This window comes from Terriglobus sp. ADX1, assembly GCF_036877645.1.
In the GTDB taxonomy this organism is placed as follows: Bacteria; Acidobacteriota; Terriglobia; order Terriglobales; family Acidobacteriaceae; genus Terriglobus.
Map to the genome: position 1 here is coordinate 1 of NZ_JAEDXV010000009.1, position 21681 is coordinate 21681.

The following is a 21681-nucleotide window of genomic DNA, read 5'->3' on the forward strand; positions in this document are numbered from 1 at the left end:
GCCGCGTCTATCGCATCGACACAGCGCAGGCCAACACTTACACAGACATCGCGCACACCGAAGCCAGCCAGGTAACGGCCATCGCGCAAACGCCCTCCGGTCTCGCTCTTGCCACCGCTAACAGCGGCAAAATCCTGCAAGTGTCTGACATCGTCGCGGCCAACGCAACCTTCGTCTCCGACGTCTTCGACGCCTCTACCACCACCCGCTTCGGACGCGTTGAAACCGAAGGCAGCACCTCCGGCATTGACCTCTTCGTCCGTTCCGGCAACGTTGAAAACGCACACGACTCACTCGCGCATCTCTGGTCTGACTGGACACCCATCAAACCAAACCAGACACCACTTCCCATCCCCGCTGCGCGCTACGTGCAATGGAAGGCCGTCTTCCACCCCGGCACCCAACTCCGTTCCCTCACCGTGAATTACCTCCAGCGCAACCTGCCGCCGCAGGTCGACGACATCGCAGTGCAGCCCGGCGCACGCATCCCCAACGCGACCGCCGCAGCGCCATCCGGCGGTGGCACTATCGCAGTCGGCTTCCGCGCCGCACCTTCTGCCGCACCCGCACTCACCATTGCTGAGACCGGCGCGCCGCCCATCATCGCCACGCGCGATCGCAACGCCGTCACCGCACGCTGGCTCGCGCACGACCCCAACAACGACCCGCTGACCTACACACTCGAATACCGCGACGTCCGCGAAACGAACTGGCACACGCTGAAGACCGAGATCCGCGAACGCGCCTACAGCTTCGACTCGTCGTTACTACCCGACGGTAACTACGAACTCCGCGTCACAGCCTCAGACGCCGCCGCCCACACCACAGCCGACGCTCTCACCGGCCAGCGCATCTCCGACACCTTCACGCTCGACACCACACCACCCGTTCCCGGCCCGCTGACAGCCACGCTGCAGGACGGCAAGCTCCACGCCACACTCGAAGCCGCAGACGCCACCAGCCCCATCGCACGCGCGGAGTACTCCCTCGACGCAGGCGAATGGCAATACCTGGAACCCACCAGCGGCCTCAGCGACAGCCTCACCGAACGCTACGACCTAACTCTCCCCGTCACAGGTGCAGGCGAACACACCATAGCCATCCGCCTCGCCGACCGGGCCGGAAACGCCACCAGCATCAAAGCCATCGCCAAATAATCTGAACCTTGAAATCCAGCGAAGCTCGTACGAACGCAGTTCGTCATCCTGAACGAAGCGAAGCGTAGCTGAAGGACCTGCAGTCCTCTATCCCTCTATAACGCATCAGGAAAAGGAAAAACGCCTCGGCAACAAGAGCATTGACAGCGTTCTGGCAACGAACCAAGCCGCTTCGCAAAGCGAAGCCATACGCACGAAGTGCGTCTTCTTTCGGAAGAGCAGGGCTTCAGCCTTGTCGTAACAATCCGTATGGAGAGGGGGCTTTAGCCCCTGAGGCAATCCCTACTCATACCGCAGCGCTTCAGCAGGCAAAATCTTCGCCGCGGACCCGCTCGGATACAACGTAGCCAACAACGAAACCGCCAACGAAACCGTAGCCACCAGCACACCATCAATCAATCGCGGCGCAAACGGCAGGTAGTCAATCGAGTACACCTCCGCCGAAAGCTGGATGAAGTGATAGTGCCCACCGACCCACGACAGCGAATACCCCAGCGCTAACCCAATCACCGTACCGGTCAACGAAATCAGCAAGCCCTGCGCCAGGAATATTCTTCGCACCTGCTCCGGCTTCACACCAAAGCTCATCAACACGGCAATGTCGCGCGTCTTCTCCATCACCAGCATCGTGAGTGCGATCAGAATATTCAGCGCCGCCACACACACAATCAACGCAATCACAATGAACGTAACAATGCGTTCCAGCGACAACGCGCGGAATAACTCGCGATTCTGATCAATCCAGTTCGTCGCCTGAAAGCCCTGTCCCGCAGCCTCTTCAATCGTCTTGCCAATCTCTTTCGCGCGGTACATATCGTCCACCTTGAACGAAATGACAGAGATCAAATCCGGCTCACTGAACAAACGCTGCGCATCCAGCAGTCGTGTAAACGCATAGCTGGAGTCGTACTGATAAAACCCGGAATGAAAGATACCGACCAACTGAAATCGCTGGTACTTCGGCACAATCCCCAACGGCGTCAGTTCGCCCTGAGGACTCGTCACCAGCACGGTGTCGCCCACACCCGCGCCAATGTTCTCTGCTAAATCCGAACCAAAAACAATCGGCGGCAACGCCATGGGCCCATTGCTCGCCAGCGCTGCAGCGCTTCCGGTCTTCACCGACTGCAACAAGTCACTGACCGTCTTTTCTTCTGCAGGGACAACGCCTTTAATCAATCCACCACCGGACCGAGGCCCACGCGAAATCAGCACCTGCCCATACAGTCCAGGAGCAGCCGCCGTCACATGCGGTGCCTGACGCAACCGTTCCAGCAGCGGACGCCAGTCGCGGATACCATCCCCCGCCACCCGCATCAGGTCCACATGCGCGGTCGATCCCAACAGACGCGACTGCAAATCCCGCCGCATCCCATTCGTGATCGCCAACGCAATAATCAGCGACGCCACACCCGCAGCCACACCAGCCACAGAGATCGCCGTAATCACACCAATCACGGCCTGCCGCCGCTTGGCGCGCAAGTAACGGGCGGCAATAAAAAGCTCAAAGCGCATCGTCTAAGACTATCCAAAGAGAAGGCTGTCATTCTGAGCAAAGCGAAGAATCCCAACGATTCTCCAGCAACGACATACTCAACCCCTTCCAGCCACAAACTCAACCCAGCTTCGCGAAAGCGAAGCTCATACGGTTGAAGACCGTCATCCTGAGCAAAACGAAGTGAAGTCGAAGGACCTGCATCCCTGTCCCTCACTACAACGCCGCGGGAAGCCACTAAAGAGAACAGGGACCTTTTCAGGTCCCTGCAAACATAGAGCAAGCGCGCGGCCTACTGCGCCCAGCCATTCTCCTTCATCCACTTCAGCAACAAATCCGGCCAGACACTCAGCTCTGGATTCGTGGGAGCCAGCCCGGCTCCATGCGCCCCGTGACGAAAGATATGCATCTCAACCGGCACTTTCGCTTTCACCAGCGCCGAATAGAAAAGAATCGAGTTCGCAATCGGCACGGTCTTGTCGTCGGTCGTGCTGAACAGGAACGTCGGAGGCGTCTGCGCCGTCACCTGCAACTCGCTCGACATCAGCGTCACCGTCGCCGGATCAGGATTGTCGCCCAGCAGATACTTCTTCGACCCCGCATGCATCACCGTCGGATCCCACGAAATCACCGGATACGCCAGCACCAGAAAATCCGGGCGACTCGACACGCGATCAACCGGGTCAGTTGCCGATGCATTGCCCGCATCAAAGTGCGTTCCAGCTGACGACGTCAGATGCCCGCCCGCCGAGAATCCCCACATGCCAATGTGCGACGTATCCACGCCCCACTCCGAAGCATGGGAACGCGCAAACCGCATCGCCCGCTGCGCATCGCCCAGTTCAATCGGATGGTGGTACTTAGGCCCCAGCCGATAGCGCAACAGAACCGCCGCCACACCGTGATCGTTCAACCACTGGCAGATGTCGTAGCCCTCATGCTTCATGGCCAGATGAACATAGCCGCCACCCGGCGCCACCACCACCAACGAATGCGTGGGATTCTCCTTCGGCAAAAACACGCTTACTGCGGGAATGTCGATAACCTCATTCCCTTGCTGTCCCGGAGCACCATCCGGCCAAAGCGGCGTCCACGTATGGCCCTCAGGCAACGGCAGCAAAGTCTTGCCCGGATCAGGCGGAAACGACGTCGTAAATCCCGGAGGCACTGCATTCTGAGCAGGAGCAGCAACCGGCGCAGCCGTCTGCGCCACACCCACTGCGGAAACAAGGGCAAGCATCACAGCAACAATTCGCATCAAGTTTTCCTTTGCGCACCAAGCCTAACCCAACCAACCCGCATTCTGAAAACAGGGAGAAGATTGTGCGAAAATAGCACCACTCCTGATGCAGTCGCCTACCCCATCGCCGGACCTCGAATCGCTCCTCCATAGCGTGTTCGGATTCCGCGAATTCCGAGCCAGCCAGCGCGCCGTCTGCGAAGCCGCCACCAGGGGCCGCGACGTTCTTCTGGTCATGCCCACCGGCGCGGGTAAAAGTCTCTGCTATCAGCTTCCGGCCATCGCACGCGGTGGCACGGCACTCGTCATCTCGCCGCTCATCGCGCTCATGGACGATCAGGCGCACAAGCTCACTTCGCTCGGCCTCAACGTTGGACGCATCCACTCCGGCCTCGACCGCGAAGCCAGCCGCCAGGTCTGCCGCGACTACCTTGATGGCAAACTGCAGTTCCTCTTCATCGCACCTGAGCGATTCCGCGTTCCCGGCTTCGGCCCCATGCTCGCCAAGCGCAAACCCTCGCTCATTGCCATCGACGAAGCGCACTGCATCTCGCAATGGGGTCATGACTTCCGCCCGGATTACCGCAACCTCGCCGCGCATCTCGATGCTCTGCGCCCGGCCCCCATCATCGCTCTGACAGCAACGGCGACACCCCAGGTTCAGAAAGACATCGTCGCCGAACTCGCGCTGAGCAACGCCGCAGAATTTATTCAGGGCTTCCGTCGCACCAACCTCGCCGTGGAAGTCGTGGAAGTTTCCAAGCCGCGTCGCACCGAGATGGCGCGCAAACTCCTGGCAGAGTCCGCAAGCCGTCCCGCCATCATCTACGCGCCCTCGCGCAAAGACGCGGAAACCCTCGCCACCGAACTCAACACTGACTTCCCCACCGCTACCTATCACGCAGGGCTCGAACCCGCCACGCGCGACAAGGTGCAACGCGGCTTCCTCGACGGCAAACTCGAAGTCGTCGTCGCCACCATCGCCTTCGGCATGGGCATCGACAAAGCTGACGTACGCACCGTGCTCCACATGGCCATGCCCTCCACGGTTGAGAGCTTCTATCAGGAGATCGGCCGCGCCGGACGCGATGGCAAACCCGCGCGCTCCGTGCTGATGTACAGCTTCGCCGACCGCCGCATGCACGACTTCTTCCTCGAGCGCGATTACCCGCCCACCGACACGCTCTCGCGCATCGCCACCGCACTCCAGACCGAGCCCATCCACGCCGACGACCTCCGCATCAAGCTCCGTCTCGACCTCGACGTCTTCGGTCCCGCACTCGACAAACTTCTCGCCCAGGGCGCAGCGCAGATCGACATGGGCGGCAACGTCACCCGCGCAGACAATCCATCGCCCGCATGGATGGCTCGTTACAACACGCAGGTCAGCTTCCGCCGCGGCCAGATCGACGCCATGATGCGTTTCGCCTCTGCCGCCGAATGCCGCATGTCCGCGCTCATCCGCCACTTCGGCGATATGTCCGACAATCGCGCCTGCGGCCTCTGCGACTTCTGCTCACCCGAACGCGCATCCTCGCAAAGCTTTCGCGATCCATCCACGTCCGAACTGCGCGAGATGCACCGCATCCTCCGCGAACTCGCTGCCTCACCGCACGGCAAATCCACCGGCAAGCTACACACTGAGCTTTACCCACGAGGCGACCTCGACCGCAAAGAACTCGACGTTCTGCTCGATGCCATGGGCCGCGCGGGCTACATCACGTTGGAAGCCGCAACCTTCATGAGCCCCGAAGGCAAGGAGATCTCCTACCGTCGCGCACTCATCACACACGAAGGCCGCGAAGCCAACGACGGTGAACCCATCATCGGCATCCAGATGCGCGATGTGACAGAGACATCCGCTCTGCCGTCCAAACGCTCGCGCAGCCAATCAAGAGGATCAGCATCCGGCAGCCGCTCCAAATCACAAAAGAGCGAGCAGGAGAACACACCCCTCACCGCCGATCAAAAGATCGCTGACGCAGCACTTCGCGGCTGGCGCGCCGACGAAGCAAAGAAGCTGAAGAAGCCCGCCTTCGTCATCTTCGGCGATCGCACCCTCCGCCAGATCGTGCTCGACAATCCCCGCACCGTCGAAGACCTCGAAGACGTATCCGGCATCGGCGCAGCCAAAGCCGCACGCTGGGGCGATGCCATCATCGCCGCCCTCCACGGCGAACTCCCGCTACACACCACCGAACAACCTGCGCCAACATCGAAAGACGAATCCTCTTCTGCGCCAACAGAAAAGAAACCGGACACCACTCGCAATTTCAAGCCAACTCCAATGCGTCCATCCACGCTCTCTTACATGCGATAAACGGGCATCGAGCATAGCGAAGCTCATACGTTCGAAGACCGTCATCCTGAGCGAAGTCGAAGGGCCTGCATTCTTCTCCCGCACTACAATTCGTCCGGGAAAGCAAACCTCATTCACACACACGAAATAAAGCGGCATATCGCTGCTAAAATGAACCTATCTCCGTCTTAACATCCGGAACATTCGTCATTAAAGGAGCATTTCGCCATGGCTGACCTGTCCTCTTCCAACGGCAACTACGCGCCGCACGGCCTTCGTCTCAAGACCGGTCTGGCGGAAATGCTCAAGGGCGGCGTCATCATGGACGTCATGAACGTTGAGCAGGCTCGCATCGCTGAAGAAGCGGGCGCCGTCTCCGTCATGGCGCTTGAGCGCGTCCCCGCCATGATCCGCGCTGAAGGTGGCGTAGCTCGCATGGCCAACACCAAGCTCATCAAGGAAATCATCGGCTCTGTCTCGATCCCCGTGATGGCCAAGGCCCGTATCGGCCACTTCGTTGAAGCGCAGATCCTGCAGGAACTCGGTGTCGACTTCATTGACGAGTCGGAAGTCCTCACCCCTGCCGACGACACCTTCCACATCGACAAGCATGCCTTCACCACGCCCTTCGTCTGCGGCGCACGTAACCTCGGTGAAGCGCTTCGTCGCATCGCCGAAGGCGCAGCCATGATCCGCACCAAGGGCGAACCGGGCACCGGCGACGTCATCCATGCCGTGCAGCACATGCGCACCATGACCCGCGAGATCAAGCAGCTCACCGTCATGAGCGACGACGAGCTCTACCACGCTGCCAAGATTCACGGCGCACCGTACGAACTCGTCCGCATGGTCAAGGAACTCGGCAAGCTGCCTGTCCCTAACTTCTCCGCAGGCGGCATCGCCACACCGGCAGACGCCGCGCTCATGATGCAGCTTGGCGCAGAGACGGTCTTCGTCGGCTCCGGCATCTTCATGAAGGAACGCGCCACCCCGCTCGACGTGGAGAACAACCCAAAGGAGCGCGAAGAAGCCGTCAGCCGCGCCACCGCCATCGTGCAGGCCGCCCGCCACTTCGACGACGCCAAGATCCTCGCCGAAGTCAGCGAGCAGGTTCTCGGCAGCATGAAGGGCCTGGCCGCCCTTGCCATCGAAGAGAAAGAACTGATGCAGACCCGCGGCTGGTAGCCGCATAACCTACCAAAAAGTGGATAACGGAAGCCGCGAGAGATCGCGGCTTCCGCTTTTTGTGCCCCAAACTGCCCTCAAACTCCTCCAGAACCCCTTCTGGAACGCCAAACCACGCCACTTCTACTAAAAAATGTATATTTCTTGGTCTCAAAGCAGAAATATGCAACTTCTCATAGATTTTTGCGTCATAATCAGTGTGAGGGCAAGAGAGCCCGAAAGTTCGCGGACGGTTGAGTCAACATCCCGCCGCTACAAGTTGCGTCACTGGCCTCCCCCCTATCGGCGATCTTCGTCGGTAGGGGCTTTTTTTGTTTGGTGCAAACAGTTCTGAATGACTTCCCCAGCGGAGCTCTTACGGTAGAAGACCGTCATCCTGAGCGAAACGAAGTGAAGCCGAAGGACCTGCATTCCTAACCCCTCTCTAGAATGCCAAGCGGTGAGCCGTCAAAGGTATCCAGCTTCAGAAATACCAACAACTTGCCTATCCTCCCTATTTCATTGCCGTCCAATCAGAACACCGTTAGTATGTTCCTGATTTTCCTGTCCTAATCCAGTATCGCGAGGTCTGCATGCGCCTACCCGTATCCGCACCATGTCGTTCCGTGGTTCTCGCCTTCGTTTCATTGCTGCCCATCGCCGCAGTGACGATTCCTGCAGCCGCATTCCAAGCGGCAACACAGGTCAAGCTTGATGGCACCTGGCAGGGCGCGGTACGTCAGCCTGACGGCAAGGACAATCGTTGGGTCGTGAAAATTGAAAAGGTCGGCGATGGGTGGAAAGGCACCATGTGGTTCATCGACCAGAAGTCGCCTGCCATTCCAATCGAAAAGGTCGACTTCAACGATGGGACACTGCGCCTCAACATCGAACGTGTTTTCATCACCTACGAAGGCAAGATCTCGCCCGACGGCAATACCATCGCTGGCACGCGCACGCAGGGCGACAACAAAGCGCCACTGATCTTCGTGCGCGCAACAACAGAGACAGCGTGGGCCATCCCTGAACCTCCGCCGCCGCAGCCCAAGATGGATCCCAACGCAAATCCATCGTTTGAAGTTGCGACGATCAAGCCGCAAGCACCCGACGAGAAGGGCTTCGCATTTCTGCTCAACCGCGGAAACTTCATCGGCAAGGGACTCACCCTTGAAAAGATGATGACCATTTCCTTGAGCCTGAACGCTGCCCAGATCGTGGGCCTTCCCGAATGGGCCACACAGGACAAATACGACATCGACGCCAAGCCGGACACTCCGGGACAGCCGAGCCTGAAGCAGTTCATGAGCGAGGTGGCAAAGCTCATGACAGAGCGCTACGGGCTGAAGTACCACGTTGAAAAACGCACTATGACCGCCTATTCCCTGACGGTTGCCAAGGGCGGCATCAAGATGAAGCCATCGCCTACCGGATCAGGCGACATTCCCGGATTTGGTTTGCCACCGGGACGGCTCTTCATCAACAACGCAACCATGCAGGAACTCTCCGCTTTTCTGCAGTCCGACATGTTTGACCATCCCGTGGTCGACCAGACAAATCTCGGTGCCACACGCTACAACGGCACCCTGAAGTACCAGATGGACGACAACCAACTCCTCAAGGCCGGTCTGAAGGCGCAACCGCAATCGGACAGCGGCGATACACCGCCGCCACTCATCACGGCTCTCGCGCAGGACTTTGGACTGAAGCTGGAATCCGGCAAGATCCCGGTGGATGTGCTCGTCGTGGACAGCGTCACAAAACCGACGCCGAACTAACCCCTCCTCATAAACAAATCTCCCTTGTGAAACTCGCAATCAAAAACGGCTTTCACAAGGGAGAGCCACGTGTAGATAAGGTGCGGTGGTATGTTGCTGTGATGCGTCTTTCATGGCTCTTTCTTGCGTCCGCAACTGCTTGCTTTGCCGCTGCTCCGATGGGCTGGAATTCATGGAATAGTTTCGCCAACATCGTGAACTCTCAGATCGTTCAACAGCAGGCCCAGGCTCTGGCCACGAACGGTATGAAAGAAGCTGGCTACGACTATGTCGTTATCGACGAGGGGTGGTGGCTGGGAAAACGAGATGCCGCAGGCAATATCGTTGTAGAACCCAGGCAGTGGCCTGCCCTCAAGCCCGGCCAGAAAGACGGCGACATGGCCAACATCGCCGCATACATCCATAGCCTTGGACTGAAGGCCGGAATCTACACCGATGCCGGTCTGGATGGCTGCAGCATGTATCCCGACTCAGGCCCGAAGTATTTCAATACCGGCAGCGAAGGCCACTACGACCAGGATTTCCTGCAGTTCTCCAGGTGGGGATTCGATTACGTCAAGGTTGACTGGTGTGGCGGCGCAAAAAACAAGCGTTCCGGTGCCATCCAGTATGCGCAGATCGCCCATGCCATTCAGAAGGCCGAGAAGACAACCGGGCGCAAGCTGTACTTCTCCATCTGCGAGTGGGGCAGCCAGAATCCCTGGTTCTGGGCACCGGGCGTCGGAGAGATCGACAGCACAATATGGCGCACAGGAGGCGACATCATTCCTCCGGTCGTGGAGAGCCTGCACGACGCGCAACATGACAAACGCATCATCAGCGCGAAGAATGTGCTCGATTCCTTTGACACGGGGCAACATCCGGAAGCGCAACATACCGGCTACTACAACGATCTTGACATGATGGTCATGGGAATGCGCGGCATGACCGAAGCCTTGGATCGCACGCATCTGGGGCTATGGGCAATATCCAGCGCACCGCTGATGATTGGCTCTGACCTCACGCGACTTTCGCCAACAACTCTGTCGCTCCTTAAGAACAAGGAGATGCTCCAAATCCATAACGACCCATACGGCCTGCAGCCCATCCTCATCGCGGAACCAACACCGGGAATGCAGATTTGGGCAAAGCCAATGGCCACAGCAGGCATGCGTGCACTCGCCCTGCTGAACCGAGCCGGAACCTCCGCGAGTGTCACTCTCGATTGGAAGAAGCTTGGGCTGACAGGCTCTCCGAAGTCGGTGAAAGAAGTATGGAACGGACAAACGCTCTCTACCACCAGCACAACGATATCCGTGCCCGCGCATGATCTTGCATTGCTCGTAGTGGATGGCGAAGACAAATCGCCCGCGGAATATACAGCCAAACAGTCGGACATCACCGGAATCCAGGCGGCGTCTCGACCAGAGTTTGCGCAATTGCACTACGCAAACACATCCGGCCACATTGCCATCGTGCGAATGAAGAGCACATCGGGACTTTCGACAGCTCTTGCTCTTCCACCAACGGCGGGATCAAAGGACGGCACGGTTGGCCTCATCGTACCGAAAGGAACCCCCGACCTCTCATTTGAAGGGCAACCGGTGGCAATCCAAAAGCTGGACGTATACGCCTGGTGATGGCTCCAACGACCCTTGATTGATCGTCAAGAATCCCAATGGGCTTCCCTCTAGGACACCTGTCGAGCCCTTCCGGCCAGCAAGAATCCGCGTGGCCACGAAAACAAAAGAGATCATTTCGACGCCGCCTGCCCCACGGCGTCGAAGGCGCCAGGAAGGCACGAAGGACTTGTCAAGCCCCTAAATCACTCAACCCTAACAAACCAAAAGAAATACAGTTGGCAGGTTATTTCCGCGAAACCACTAAAATAGAACCAGACAGAAAAAGGGCCGCTCTATGCGCGGCCCTAACTCTTTTAGAAAGACGATTTTGCCTCTAACCTCAATGGGAAGACGATTTTAGCGACACTGGCGATCTAAACCCAATAGAAAGACGATTTTAGAAAAACAGGGGGAGGGGGGTACCCTCCTACCGTTTCAGATCTTTGGCCAGCGCATCCAGCACAACACTTTTGCTTAGAACCTCTGGCAAAACATCTGCAGGAGAAGACGGGTTTGCCGGATAAACAATGTACGTCGGGACACCGTCGCGACCTGCAGCCTGCAACGCTGCGGTGATCTTCGCATCGTACTGCGTCCAATCCGCCTTCATCGCCACCACGTTCGGCTGCGACAACTGCTTCTCTACCTCGCTGGACTTCAGCACCACACGCTCATTCACCTGGCACGAAAGGCACCACGCAGCCGTAAAGTCCACAAACACAGCCTTGCCCTGCGAACGTGCCTGAGCCACAGCATCTGCATCGAAGGTCTGCCAGGTGACCGCACTCTTGCTCTCGCGCGCAGCATACATCGGCAACGCAATCGCCAGGATGCAAAGTACCGCCGCAACAGCCGTGCTCCACTTACGCACCGGCCAGCGACCAAGTGTCCACGCAGCAATCACCACCAGCAGCAACCCGCCAAGCAGCATCGCCATAGCGAAGATACCGTTCGTAGCCGACAGCCGACCGTAGATGTAAACCAGCCAGATCACTGTGATGAACAGCGGCAACGCAGTGATCTGCTTCAGCAGATCCATCCACGCACCAGGCTTCGGCAGCAGTCGCACCCAGGCTGGATTGAGGGTCAGCAGCATATAAGGGGCCGCCAGCCCCAACGCCAGCGAGGTGAACACAAGGAACGTCACCGGAGCTGACTGCGCTAGGGCAAAGCCAATCGCTGCGCCAAGGAAGGGCCCCACGCAGGGCGTGGCCACAACCGTAGCCAGAACACCGGTGAAGAAGCTGCCGGTGTAACCGCTCTTATGCGTCAGCGAATCACCCGCGCTCGTCAGCGACAGACCGAAGTCGAACATGCCTGCAAGCGACAGGGCGAAGAAGAACAGGAAGCTAGTCAACACCACCACAAACCCGGGCGACTGCAACTGGAATCCCCAGCCAAGCTGCCGTCCTTCGGCGCGGAGTGCCAACAGGGCCGCAACCACCAGCCAGAACGACGCCACAATGCCCAGCGTGTAAGCCACACCATGCGACCGCACATGCTGCTTCTCCGCCGACGATGTCTGCAATAGGGACAACGCCTTCAGGAACAGCACTGGGAACACGCACGGCATCAGGTTCAGCAGAACACCACCAACGAATGCTAGCGCGGCAAAGCTGAGTGCACTCGCGGTATTCAGCGGCCCTGTGCTGCTGCTCGCAGTCTGTACCGGTGGCGGGCCGGGCACAATGGGCACATCAATGGTGTAGCTCTCCTCGGTGGCAAGCTTCAGCACGCCGGATAGTTGCTTCGGCGGAGTCTTGGCATTGGGAGAACGCTTGAAGTGGATCTGCGCGCCATTGTCCAGAATGTCAGTCTGTACCTGCGCCAGATCGGCAATCACATCCTGTTCTGCCGGGAAGAACTCAGCATCTGTCTCGCGCGTACCAGTGATCGCCGTCAGGACAATGTTGTCTCCGGAGCTGGTAGCAGAGATGCGGAAGCGTTCCGGCAGCGGCTTCGGCATGCCCTTCAGCGCCGCGCCCAGTTCGCCCACCTTCTCACCATCATGGCTGACAGCTGTTCCCGCAGGCACGACCTTCAGATCCAGCCCCAGGTTGGCCTTGCCAGGAATGCAGACCTGCTTGCACACAAGCCAGCTGATCTCGGCGCCCAGATGCACGTTGCCAGTCTTGTCGGCCTTGGGCTTCTTCCCTGCTTCCACTGTCACGGGATAAGCCACCGAATCCTGGTAGCCATAGTCCACGGTGGTATCCAGCGGCAGGCGATCAGGCGCTGTGAACTGTAGTGACCCGGCAGTGATGCCATCCGGAACGGTCCACTTCACCTTAGGAGGAAACCCGGCGAACCCGGCATTCTTCCAGTACACATGCCACCCCTCCTCCATGGAGAAGACGAACGCCACCGTCTGCGTACCACCGGCGGCAATCTGCGGCCCGGCAGAGATCATCTCCACCGTCAGGTGTTGTGCCTTGGCAGGCCCCGGCCCCCCATTGCCCACCACAGTCCCAATCTGCGCACAGAGACAACCCGGCAAAAGGGTTAGCAGGAAGGCGGCAAGAAGGCGGAAGGTACGGGATGAGAGCATTTCATTCATTGTAGTGGTGCGGCGCAACTTAGCGCGTATGCATCCGATGCTCCACCATCATGCAACGATCCATCACGACATGGATGCCGGCGGCCTCTGCCTTGGCCGCTGCCTCTTCATTCCGGATCCCCTGCTGTACCCACAGATTTTTCAGTCCCAGCGCAATCATTTCGTCGACGATCGCTGGAATCGCTCGGGGCAAACGGAAGACGTTCACGACATCCGGCTTTTCTGGAAGGTCACTCAGAGAGGCATAACTCGTTTCGCCGAGTACAGATGGGATAGCTGGATTTACCGGCAGAATCTTCTTCCCTGCCTGCTGCATGTACGCGGAGACGAAGTGGCTCGGCTTCTCTGGATCATCGGATAGCCCGACGACGGCAATCGTCTTCGCAGCCAGCATACCCTTGATATCTTCCGGTGAATTCACGCGTGACCTTTCTTCGGCTTCCATGCTCCCAGAAGCCGACGTGCCATCACCAGTTCACCCGTGTGATATGCCTCATGATCGGCAATCAGCAATGCTTCGCGCAGCAGGTTCTGATTACCATCGCCCCACGGAAATGGCTTGGTAAGATCGCCCTCCGCCAGCAGCCTCTCGAAAGCAGCACGGTCCTTCTTGAGTGCCTTAACGCTCTCACCCCAGGCATCTTCATTTGGCGGTACAGGCGACTTCGGCCAGTAATCATCCGGCCATTTCAGTTCCTTGTAACTACCATCAGCATTGTTGCTGAACTCGAGGATGTCCTTCTGCGCAAGGCGGATGTGTTCCAGCAATTGCCAGGGTGAGTATGGCAATCCCTCCGGCACTTTCCCTTGCACATCGAAGGGCACGCCAGATACTGCATCATCCAGCTTCGCGTGTGCCTGCCCACCGTCCAGGAGCGCCTTCAGTTGTTTCTTCAGTTCGGATTCCAGCGTGGAGTTAGCCATGCAGCATTGGATGCCAGCTATTTCAATGAGAAACATCTTTCTAACGTGAAATAGCTGGTCGTCACAGCTCTCAGGATGCAGAACGCAAATGTATCAGAGGATAAGCGCGCCCCTGTCCATCGCATTCCGAACGCCCAATCGGCACGAAGCCAAGATGCTCATAGAAGCCAACAGCCTGCAGGTTCTGCTCATTCACATCCGTGAAGATCGTGGTGTGCGACGAGAGTGCGTGCTGCACCAAGGCACGGCCCACACCTGCTCCACGACTTATTGGGTCGACGAACAGTGCTTCGATGCGATCTTCGTCCAGCAGCATCCATCCCAGCGGCCGATCCTGCTCATCCACAGCAAGCCAAAGCGGCACGGTTGGCAGGAACGAAACAACTTCAGCTTCAATCGCAATACGATCTTCCTGCGACAGGAAATGATGCGTCGCATCGACGGCATTGCGCCATATCTCAAGAACACGATCGACATCGTTCGATGTCGATCGTCTTATCTTTCGTGTTGGAAGCTGGAAAGCCATCTGATTATTCGATATCGTCAACAATCGCGGCTGGTACTCCGCCTTCACGACGCATCTTCAGATAACCACGGATGAACGGCTGCAGATCACCATCTAGTACGCGGTCCACATCGCCAACTTCCACGCGTGTGCGCAGATCCTTAGCCATGCGATATGGCTGCAATACATAGGAACGAATCTGCGATCCGAAGTTGATGTCTAACTTGGAGTCTTCCAGCTTCTTGCTTGCCGCACGCTTCTTCTCAAGCTCAAATTCATACAAGCGAGAGCGAAGCATCTTCATCGCCTTCTCTTTGTTCTTGTGCTGCGAACGCTCGTTCTGACAACCCGCAACAATACCTGTAGGAAGATGCGTAATACGGACCGCAGAGTCGGTCGTATTCACATGCTGCCCGCCTTTACCGCCGGACCGGTAGGTATCAATGCGAAGCTCATCCGGTTTGATGTCGATCACAATCGAGTCATCAATTTCCGGGGACACGAAGACAGATGAAAACGAAGTATGACGACGCTTCGCCGAATCAAACGGCGAGATACGCACCAGCCGATGTACACCTGTCTCTCCGCTCAAAAGACCGAAGGCATTTTCACCGCTGATCGTAAACGTTGCAGACTTAATGCCCGCTTCATCACCATCCTGAATTTCGTTGATCTCCGTCTTGAAGCCGTTGCGTTCCGCCCATCGCAGATACATGCGCATCAACATTTCCGCCCAGTCCTGGCTCTCCGTTCCACCAGCGCCCGGATGCACGGTAACGATGGCGTTCAGCGGATCGCTTTCCTGCGACAGCATCGTCTTAGCGTCGAGGTCTTCAACAAAGCGGTCAATCTCTTCAATCGACTTGGCCAGATCGGCCTCAACATCTTCGCCCTCGCGGGCAAGGTCGAAGTAAGCCTCCACATCCTCACTCCGACGCGATAATTCCGCATCGTCGGCAAGTAATGTTTCAAGGCGCTTCCGTTCGCGCATCAGCGGCTGAGAACGTGCAGCATCAGCCCAGATGGCAGGGTCTGCAATCTGCGATTCAACGGCTTCCAGTTGCTGTTTGAGTTTGGGCGAGTCAAAGATACTCCCGCAGATCGCGCACGCGCGCACGAACCGGGGAGTATTGGTATTCAAGATCGGTCAACATATCTTCTTCAGTCTATCGCGATGTTCTGTCGAGTCACTGCGTAGAGCAGGAGCACCACAGAAATTCCGGCACATATAAATGCAAAGACGTCGCCAAACCGCGTGTAGAAAGTAAGATCATGAAGATAGTCAAAGTGCATGGCAGCCGCTCCGCGCTGGTGGCGTTCCATCCGCTCCACTACACGACCGTTTGGGTCAATCGACGCTGTAATGCCGTTATTGGTATCGCGTAGTATCCAGCGATGATTCTCGATCGCACGCATCCGTGCCATGTTGATGTGCTGAAAGGGTGCGCTGGTATCGCCATACCAACCATCGTCAGAAAGATTCGTCAGCACCTCAGCGCCGTTCGCCACAAACTGCCGCACTTCGTCACTGAAGATGGATTCGTAGCAAAGAAAGACACCGTAACGATGGCCATCTGCGCTGAGTGGCACACGGCTGCTGCCACGATCGAAGGTGCCCACTGCCTGCGTTAACCCGCTGGCGAAAGAAAGCAGGCTGGCATACGGTGTGAACTCACCAAATGGCACCAGATGGATTTTGTCGTAGCGCGTAACGTAACCCTGCGACGGGAGAAACAAGCCTGCCGAGTTATAGACGTGATAGCCACGGCGCTCGTTCGGCGCAGCCTCCACGCCGATAGCTCCTGCAATCAACGGTGCATGCACCGCTTCAGTAAGTTGGGTTGCCACCGCAGTAAAGTCTGGTCGATTGGTATAGAAAGGCGAAGGAGATTCCGGCCACAAGACAATGCGCGAGGGAGAGTCGTCGAGCGAAGCTGCCTGTACCGAGAGTCCAGCAAAGTTTCTTGCCAAGGTTCCAGCATCTTCCGTCTCTTCCTGTCCTACTGAAAGATTTGGCTGCATCAGGACTGCCTTTTGCGAACCCGCTTGACGCTGAGGCGCCATCCACCCGCCAACATTCTGCACACCTGCAGCTAATACCGCGCCACATAATGCAGCGATCGTGGGAATACGTTTACGAGGTATCACAACGGCCGCAGCAATCGCTGTGTTTACGACCATCAACACGAAGCTAATGCCGTAAACACCAGTCAATGGTGCAATACGAGTCAGAGCATAGCTATCTACTTGCGAGTAACCCAGCAGGTTCCACGGAAAGCTGGTGATGCGCGCCCGTGCCAGCTCTACACCTATCCACAAAAACGGTGCTGTGATCAGTGCTATGGCAACGCCTGCTCTCCGCGCGACGGCCAACAAACCAGCAAACAGCGCGTGATAGAGCCCTAAATAAAGGCAGAACAACACCATCACCAGCGCGGCGACTGGAGAGGGTAACCCTCCGTACAGGTGCATGGTGGAGTAGACCCAGTAACAGGTCCCCAGGTACCAAAGCACGCCATTGATATAGCCGACTGCAGCACATTTCCATGCACTCCATGAGCGTCCTTCCACCAATAAAAGCCACAGCAGCGGCACCAGCGCGAGCCACGAGAGTGCAGCCCGCCAGACCGGCAACGGCCCGGCAACAGGAAAGATCACCACCTGCAGAAAACTGGTAAGAAGAAGCGCAGCAAAAGCGCGCATAGAGAGGAATCGCATCGCGTGGAGTCTAGCACCCCTCGCCAATCCGCGTGTTGCGATTACAATGAAGATCAATGCTGGATCTGATCATCCGCGGACTGTCCCATGTGCTCATCCCCATGTTCCTCATCGGCATGGGCGGATCTGCCATTGTTGTGGCTATCACCCTGGTCAAAGACATGCACGATTTCTTCGCTGACAACGGCGAGCAGACCAGCGCCTCAGACAATCTGCACTAACTCCTCACGACATCATTGACTGATATCCCAGCCAGCAGTAGACTCACCGCTGGGCGCTTTTTCGCGTGTGCAGGTTTCTCCAGCACACAAAGTGGACAGGCCCGGTACAAGATGGCGTCGAAACGCACTTACACACCACCCGTTCCGAATCGTGTTCGCCTCGTGGTCGCGTCCTCCGTGATGCTGACCTTCATTTCCTTTTGGCGAGCGGCCGCCATCGTTCTCAACGATCTTGGATCTTCCGCTTTTTACGCAGGTGGTATTGCGGAAGAAGCCGTAGGAAAATCGGCTCCCTGGCTCATTCTGGGCACCATGTTCTTCTCCTATGCGGTGCGCGCGGTCTACGTGGAAAGCTGTTCCATGTACACACGTGGCGGCGTCTATCGCATTGTGAAGGAAGCCCTGGGAGGTACCTTCGCCAAGGTCAGCGTCTCTGCGCTGATGTTCGATTACGTGCTTACTGGGCCCATCTCAGGCGTATCGGCCGGACAATATATCGTTGGCCTCCTCAATGGCCTGCTTGCCCAGGCCGCAGCTTCTCCCCGGTATCACCACTGGGCTGTGAATGCCGCAGGTGTTCCACACCAGTTCAATGTGAACCACACCTCGGCGTTTATCGCCGCGCTGATCACCATCTTCTTCTGGTGGCAGAACATCAAGGGTATTGAGGAGTCCAGCGAAAAAGCTCTCAGCATTATGAAGATCACCACTGTCATGGTGGTTGTTCTCATCGGTTGGGGCCTTTTCAGCGTCGGACACATTGGAGCGACACTTCCTCCGCTTCCGCTTCCTCGAAATCTGACTTTCAGCCCGGATTCTCTCGGGTTCCTCAAGCACACGCAGTTCGCCAAGAATCTGGGACTCTTCGGCATTCTGATGGCCTTTGGCCACTCCGTCCTCGCCATGTCGGGCGAGGAGTCGCTGGCGCAGGTCAATCGAGAGATTGAACATCCCAAGCTGAAGAACCTGAAGCGTGCTGCGCTCGTCATTGCCATCTACAGCACCGTCTTCACCGGCCTCGGTTCCCTGCTGGCCGTCATGCTGATCCCGGATAGCGTGCGAGTCAGCGTGTATCGCGACAATCTGATTGCCGGTATGGCCATGTACATGGTCGGTCCCCTGGCACTCCGCGTCGCCTTCCGCATCTTCGTCGTAATTGTCGGCTTCCTGATTCTGGGCGGTGCCGTGAACACGGCCATCGTGGGCTCCACGGGCGTCCTGATGCGCGTGGCAGAAGATGGCGTCCTGGCAGATTGGTTCCGCAAACCGCAAAAGCGCTTTGGTACCAGTTACCGCATTGTGAACATGGTGGCGCTGATTCAGCTTTTCGTCATCGTGGTAACGCGCGGCGACGTCATCATGATCGGCGAAGCATACGCCTTTGGTGTTATCTGGAGCTTCACGTTTAACGCTCTAGCCATGCTCGTCCTGCGCTGGAAATACAAGGGCGAACGTGGTGCAAAGGTTCCCCTTAACCTTCGCATTGGTAAAACCGAACTGCCAATTGGCCTGTTCTGTGTCTTCTTGGTGTTGTTCACCACTGCGATCGTGAACTTATTTACAAAATCGGTAGCTACGGTTAGTGGCATTATTTTCGCCATCGGATTTTTCGTCATCTTCTCTTTGTCTGAGCGGGATAACAAGCGCCGCCACAAGCAGACAGAGAGACAGATGAAGGAGCACTTCCAGTTAGAGCACTCTGAAGAAGTCGGTCGTGATGACCTGGCCATTCGCCCGGGCGGCGTCCTGGTTACTATGCGCGATGCTGCTACTCCGCACGCTCTAAAGTGGGCTCTGGCGCGTACGGATACCGACGAACAGGACATCGTCGTCCTTGCTGCGCGCATGATGGGTGCAGGTGGGCCGGAGTATGTTGACGCCTCAGAGCAGCTCTTCAGCGAACACGAACAGATGTTGTTTACCAAAGCTGTCTCTGTTGCAGAAAGCTTTGGCAAACATATCGGTCTGGTGGTTGTTCCGGCAGGAGATATCTTTGCCGCAATTGTTCGCACAGCAAATTCATTAGATGTGGCCGCAGTTGTTTCGGGACTTTCCACTAAATTAACGGCGCAGGAGCAGGCATATCATGTGGGTCAGGCATGGGAAGCCTTGCCAGAACCCAAGCGCCAGTTCACCTTCTATGTTGTGCCGCCTACGGGTGAAGCAGAGAGCTTCCATATTGGTCCTCACGCACCAACCATTCCCGCTAGTGATGTTCAGCTTGTACATCGTCTCTGGCTGAATATGCGGCGCGATCCGCACATGGATGACCTGCACCACTCGGACATTGTGTCCTTTGCATTGACCCGTCTCGCAGCGTCTTATGCCAATGACCGCACTGGAACCTCACAGCAATTACGTACAGCTATTGATGACGGTAGCCAGCGGCGTGGTCTGGGAGCCGTATCGCGCTTTGAAGATACGGATGAAAATCCGGGTTACTCGCTTACTGCGTCCCGTACAGATAGTTTTTAATTCGGCAACAATCTGATTACCGATATCTTCGTTTTGAGTTACTCCTATGAGTATCCAAACCAGCGATCTATGATCTAAACTTTTTTCAATGAGCATCTATGCTCTGAGGGAGGTAATTTCTTGGAAGTAAATCGTATTCTTGCAGAGATTGATGCACAGATTGCCAAGCTGCAGCAGGCCCGTGCATTGCTTGCCGGTGGCAGCAGTGCTGCCCCGGCGGTAGTAAAGAAGGCTGTGGGGCGTCCTCGCAAGAACACTGCGACACCCGCTTCCAAGGCAACTCCGAAGAAGCGCACCTTAAGCGCGGAAGCACGCAAGCGTATTGCAGACGCGCAGAAGAAGCGTTGGGCAGAAACCCGCAAGTCTCAGAAGTAAGAAGAGAACTTTCGATCAGTAATAAGGGGAAGCCAGTGGCTTCCCCTTATTGTTTTGCTATCGAGTCACAATCACTTCTCGCAGATTATCCTTTGCGAGAAAGAATTTATAACTCGCGAATTCATGAAAAAGCTGCTCGATCTGTCGATTGGTCATCGTATTCCGGACCTCAGCTTCTGCAGCAAATTGTGTGTCGACCTGACCATCATCTCGTAGATGGTAACGTTGCAAGCCACTCTCAGGCTTTACATGGAAGAACGCTAGTAATTGCCCTCCAGGCTGCATCACCTCGTGAATACGGCGGACAACCGCCGTCCGCAATTCTGAGGGGAAGTAATCTGCGGTATCCCAGAACAATACGGTGTCGAAAAGTCTTTCCCCAAAATCAAGATTTTCGCGGATGAAGTCCTCCGTCGGAAAAGGTGCATCCGCTTCGGACCGAATCCATTTGGGATCGGCGACATCTTCCACCAGGTTCGCCATATATACGCTGTGTCCCATGGCCGTCAGGAAATTAATATTCGTAGACGAAGTAGGACCAATATCCAGGATGCGCAGGCCTTCCTGTTCGCGCAATGACTTCTGGAGCTGGGTCCATCCGCTGGATGGCCGAGGGATGCGAGCACTTGCCTTCGTTCCCGATCCACGTGCTTCGCCACCACCAAATAGACGCACATCCACCTCCGCTGCTACGACCGGCGCATTTTGTCCGGCTTATTGTCTGTCCGAAACCATCGAAACTACTCTTTGGTGCCGCTAAGTGACACTTTGCCCTGAATTGCAGAACCTTCTTCAATCGAGAGCCGTGCTGCATTGACATCGCCGGTAAGCGAAGCTCCTTTGCGCAGTTCCACACGTCCCGTTGCGGTCACATTGCCATTTACCTGGCCCAGAAAAATCGCATCGTGTACATGCAATTCGGCCTCTACTTCAGCATCTGGGCCTACTGTTAGACGACTTTCCTTCAGCGTAACGCTGCCCTGCAAGCGGCCATGCACAATGACATCTTCTGCGCCTGAAATTTCGCCGCGCACCTGAATAGATTTCCCTAAAACCGTCGATCCCTCTACTGCCATCGTCCGTACTCTCCTCTTGACCTCCCGGTGAGTCTAATCAAGTGCAGGCTGCACGGCAACGCGAGATTCTGTCCGCATCTGCAAAGTCACCTAGTAGGC

18 protein-coding genes are annotated in these 21681 nt (G+C 56.9%); 8 read left to right on the plus strand and 10 right to left on the minus strand.

Annotated elements, in window-relative coordinates:
* Positions 1–1157 (plus strand): fibronectin type III domain-containing protein (locus tag JAO32_RS07655; RefSeq protein WP_334239121.1); only part of this gene is annotated, 1157 nt, incomplete at its 5' end.
* Positions 1158–1439: 282 nt separating this feature from the next.
* On the opposite strand, the gene JAO32_RS07660 is transcribed toward JAO32_RS07655, so the two are convergent.
* Both JAO32_RS07660 and JAO32_RS07665 read right to left on the minus strand, forming a co-directional pair.
* On the minus strand, positions 1440–2672 hold the full coding sequence (locus JAO32_RS07660; protein ID WP_334239123.1) for an ABC transporter permease: 1233 nt from the start codon (positions 2670–2672) through the stop codon (positions 1440–1442).
* Positions 2673–2944: 272 nt separating this feature from the next.
* On the minus strand, positions 2945–3910 hold the full coding sequence (locus JAO32_RS07665) for an alpha/beta hydrolase (protein ID WP_334239125.1): 966 nt from the start codon (positions 3908–3910) through the stop codon (positions 2945–2947).
* An 88-nt stretch (positions 3911–3998) separates the two neighbouring features.
* Between JAO32_RS07665 and JAO32_RS07670 the strand changes: the two genes are divergently transcribed.
* The 4 genes from JAO32_RS07670 to JAO32_RS07685 all read left to right on the plus strand — a co-directional run bounded on the left by JAO32_RS07670 (position 3999) and on the right by JAO32_RS07685 (position 10749).
* On the plus strand, positions 3999–6212 hold the full coding sequence (locus JAO32_RS07670; RefSeq protein WP_334239127.1) for a RecQ family ATP-dependent DNA helicase: 2214 nt from the start codon (positions 3999–4001) through the stop codon (positions 6210–6212).
* 207 nt (positions 6213–6419) lie between these two features.
* Complete coding sequence (pdxS, locus tag JAO32_RS07675) at positions 6420–7376, plus strand: pyridoxal 5'-phosphate synthase lyase subunit PdxS (RefSeq protein WP_334239129.1); 957 nt, start codon at positions 6420–6422, stop codon at positions 7374–7376.
* 572 nt (positions 7377–7948) lie between these two features.
* Positions 7949–9130, plus strand: a complete 1182-nt coding sequence (locus JAO32_RS07680) for a TIGR03435 family protein (RefSeq protein WP_334239130.1) — start codon at positions 7949–7951, stop codon at positions 9128–9130.
* A gap of 26 nt (positions 9131–9156) precedes the next feature.
* The gene (locus JAO32_RS07685; protein WP_334239132.1) at positions 9157–10749 is read left to right on the plus strand and encodes a glycoside hydrolase family 27 protein; all 1593 of its coding nucleotides are present in this window, start codon (positions 9157–9159) and stop codon (positions 10747–10749) included.
* A 409-nt stretch (positions 10750–11158) separates the two neighbouring features.
* Here the strand turns inward: JAO32_RS07685 and JAO32_RS07690 are convergent, their stop codons facing one another.
* From JAO32_RS07690 to lnt, 6 genes are all read right to left on the minus strand, one after another.
* Complete coding sequence (locus JAO32_RS07690; RefSeq protein WP_334239134.1) at positions 11159–13279, minus strand: protein-disulfide reductase DsbD family protein; 2121 nt, start codon at positions 13277–13279, stop codon at positions 11159–11161.
* 28 nt (positions 13280–13307) lie between these two features.
* The gene (locus JAO32_RS07695) at positions 13308–13709 is read right to left on the minus strand and encodes a CoA-binding protein (RefSeq protein ID WP_334239135.1); all 402 of its coding nucleotides are present in this window, start codon (positions 13707–13709) and stop codon (positions 13308–13310) included.
* Positions 13706–14248 (minus strand): DinB family protein, encoded by a 543-nt coding sequence (locus JAO32_RS07700; protein ID WP_334239137.1) that lies wholly within the window; start codon positions 14246–14248, stop codon positions 13706–13708. The genes JAO32_RS07695 and JAO32_RS07700 overlap by 4 nt, the downstream gene beginning before the upstream one ends.
* 34 nt (positions 14249–14282) lie before the next feature.
* Positions 14283–14738 carry an acetyltransferase gene (locus JAO32_RS07705; protein WP_334239139.1) on the minus strand — a complete coding sequence of 152 codons (456 nt, stop codon included), beginning with the start codon at positions 14736–14738 and terminating at the stop codon, positions 14283–14285.
* Between the two features lie 4 nt (positions 14739–14742).
* Positions 14743–15871, minus strand: a protein-coding gene (prfB, locus tag JAO32_RS07710) for a peptide chain release factor 2 (protein ID WP_334239141.1) whose coding sequence is annotated in 2 segments (ribosomal slippage) — positions 14743–15801 and positions 15803–15871 — 1128 coding nt in all. Because the reading frame shifts where the segments join, the coding sequence is not laid out codon by codon here.
* A gap of 7 nt (positions 15872–15878) precedes the next feature.
* Positions 15879–17420, minus strand: a complete 1542-nt coding sequence (lnt, locus tag JAO32_RS07715; protein WP_334239142.1) for an apolipoprotein N-acyltransferase — start codon at positions 17418–17420, stop codon at positions 15879–15881.
* 71 nt (positions 17421–17491) lie between these two features.
* Here lnt and JAO32_RS07720 point away from each other — a divergent pair, with 71 nt between their 5' ends.
* From JAO32_RS07720 to JAO32_RS07730, 3 genes are all read left to right on the plus strand, one after another.
* Complete coding sequence (locus JAO32_RS07720) at positions 17492–17656, plus strand: hypothetical protein (protein ID WP_334239144.1); 165 nt, start codon at positions 17492–17494, stop codon at positions 17654–17656.
* A gap of 111 nt (positions 17657–17767) precedes the next feature.
* On the plus strand, positions 17768–20131 hold the full coding sequence (locus JAO32_RS07725) for an APC family permease (protein WP_334239146.1): 2364 nt from the start codon (positions 17768–17770) through the stop codon (positions 20129–20131).
* Positions 20132–20251: 120 nt separating this feature from the next.
* Positions 20252–20506, plus strand: coding sequence for a hypothetical protein (locus JAO32_RS07730; RefSeq protein WP_334239148.1), 255 nt, complete (start codon positions 20252–20254; stop codon positions 20504–20506).
* A 57-nt stretch (positions 20507–20563) separates the two neighbouring features.
* Here JAO32_RS07730 and JAO32_RS07735 read toward each other — a convergent pair whose 3' ends face one another.
* Complete coding sequence (locus JAO32_RS07735; RefSeq protein WP_334239150.1) at positions 20564–21082, minus strand: class I SAM-dependent methyltransferase; 519 nt, start codon at positions 21080–21082, stop codon at positions 20564–20566.
* Positions 21083–21246: 164 nt separating this feature from the next.
* Positions 21247–21582 carry a bactofilin family protein gene (locus JAO32_RS07740; RefSeq protein ID WP_334239152.1) on the minus strand — a complete coding sequence of 112 codons (336 nt, stop codon included), beginning with the start codon at positions 21580–21582 and terminating at the stop codon, positions 21247–21249.
* Positions 21583–21681 lie beyond the last annotated feature (99 nt).

Coding starts and splice junctions, on each gene's coding strand:
- JAO32_RS07660 (WP_334239123.1), bottom strand. CDS start 2,672: ATGCGCTTTGAGCTTTTTATTGCCGCCCGTTACTTGCGCGCCAAGCGG.
- JAO32_RS07665 (WP_334239125.1), bottom strand. CDS start 3,910: ATGCGAATTGTTGCTGTGATGCTTGCCCTTGTTTCCGCAGTGGGTGTG.
- JAO32_RS07670 (WP_334239127.1), top strand. CDS start 3,999: ATGCAGTCGCCTACCCCATCGCCGGACCTCGAATCGCTCCTCCATAGC.
- pdxS (WP_334239129.1), top strand. CDS start 6,420: ATGGCTGACCTGTCCTCTTCCAACGGCAACTACGCGCCGCACGGCCTT.
- JAO32_RS07680 (WP_334239130.1), top strand. CDS start 7,949: ATGCGCCTACCCGTATCCGCACCATGTCGTTCCGTGGTTCTCGCCTTC.
- JAO32_RS07690 (WP_334239134.1), bottom strand. CDS start 13,279: ATGCTCTCATCCCGTACCTTCCGCCTTCTTGCCGCCTTCCTGCTAACC.
- JAO32_RS07700 (WP_334239137.1), bottom strand. CDS start 14,248: ATGTTTCTCATTGAAATAGCTGGCATCCAATGCTGCATGGCTAACTCC.
- JAO32_RS07705 (WP_334239139.1), bottom strand. CDS start 14,738: ATGGCTTTCCAGCTTCCAACACGAAAGATAAGACGATCGACATCGAAC.
- lnt (WP_334239142.1), bottom strand. CDS start 17,420: ATGCGCGCTTTTGCTGCGCTTCTTCTTACCAGTTTTCTGCAGGTGGTG.
- JAO32_RS07720 (WP_334239144.1), top strand. CDS start 17,492: ATGCTGGATCTGATCATCCGCGGACTGTCCCATGTGCTCATCCCCATG.
- JAO32_RS07725 (WP_334239146.1), top strand. CDS start 17,768: ATGGCGTCGAAACGCACTTACACACCACCCGTTCCGAATCGTGTTCGC.
- JAO32_RS07740 (WP_334239152.1), bottom strand. CDS start 21,582: ATGGCAGTAGAGGGATCGACGGTTTTAGGGAAATCTATTCAGGTGCGC.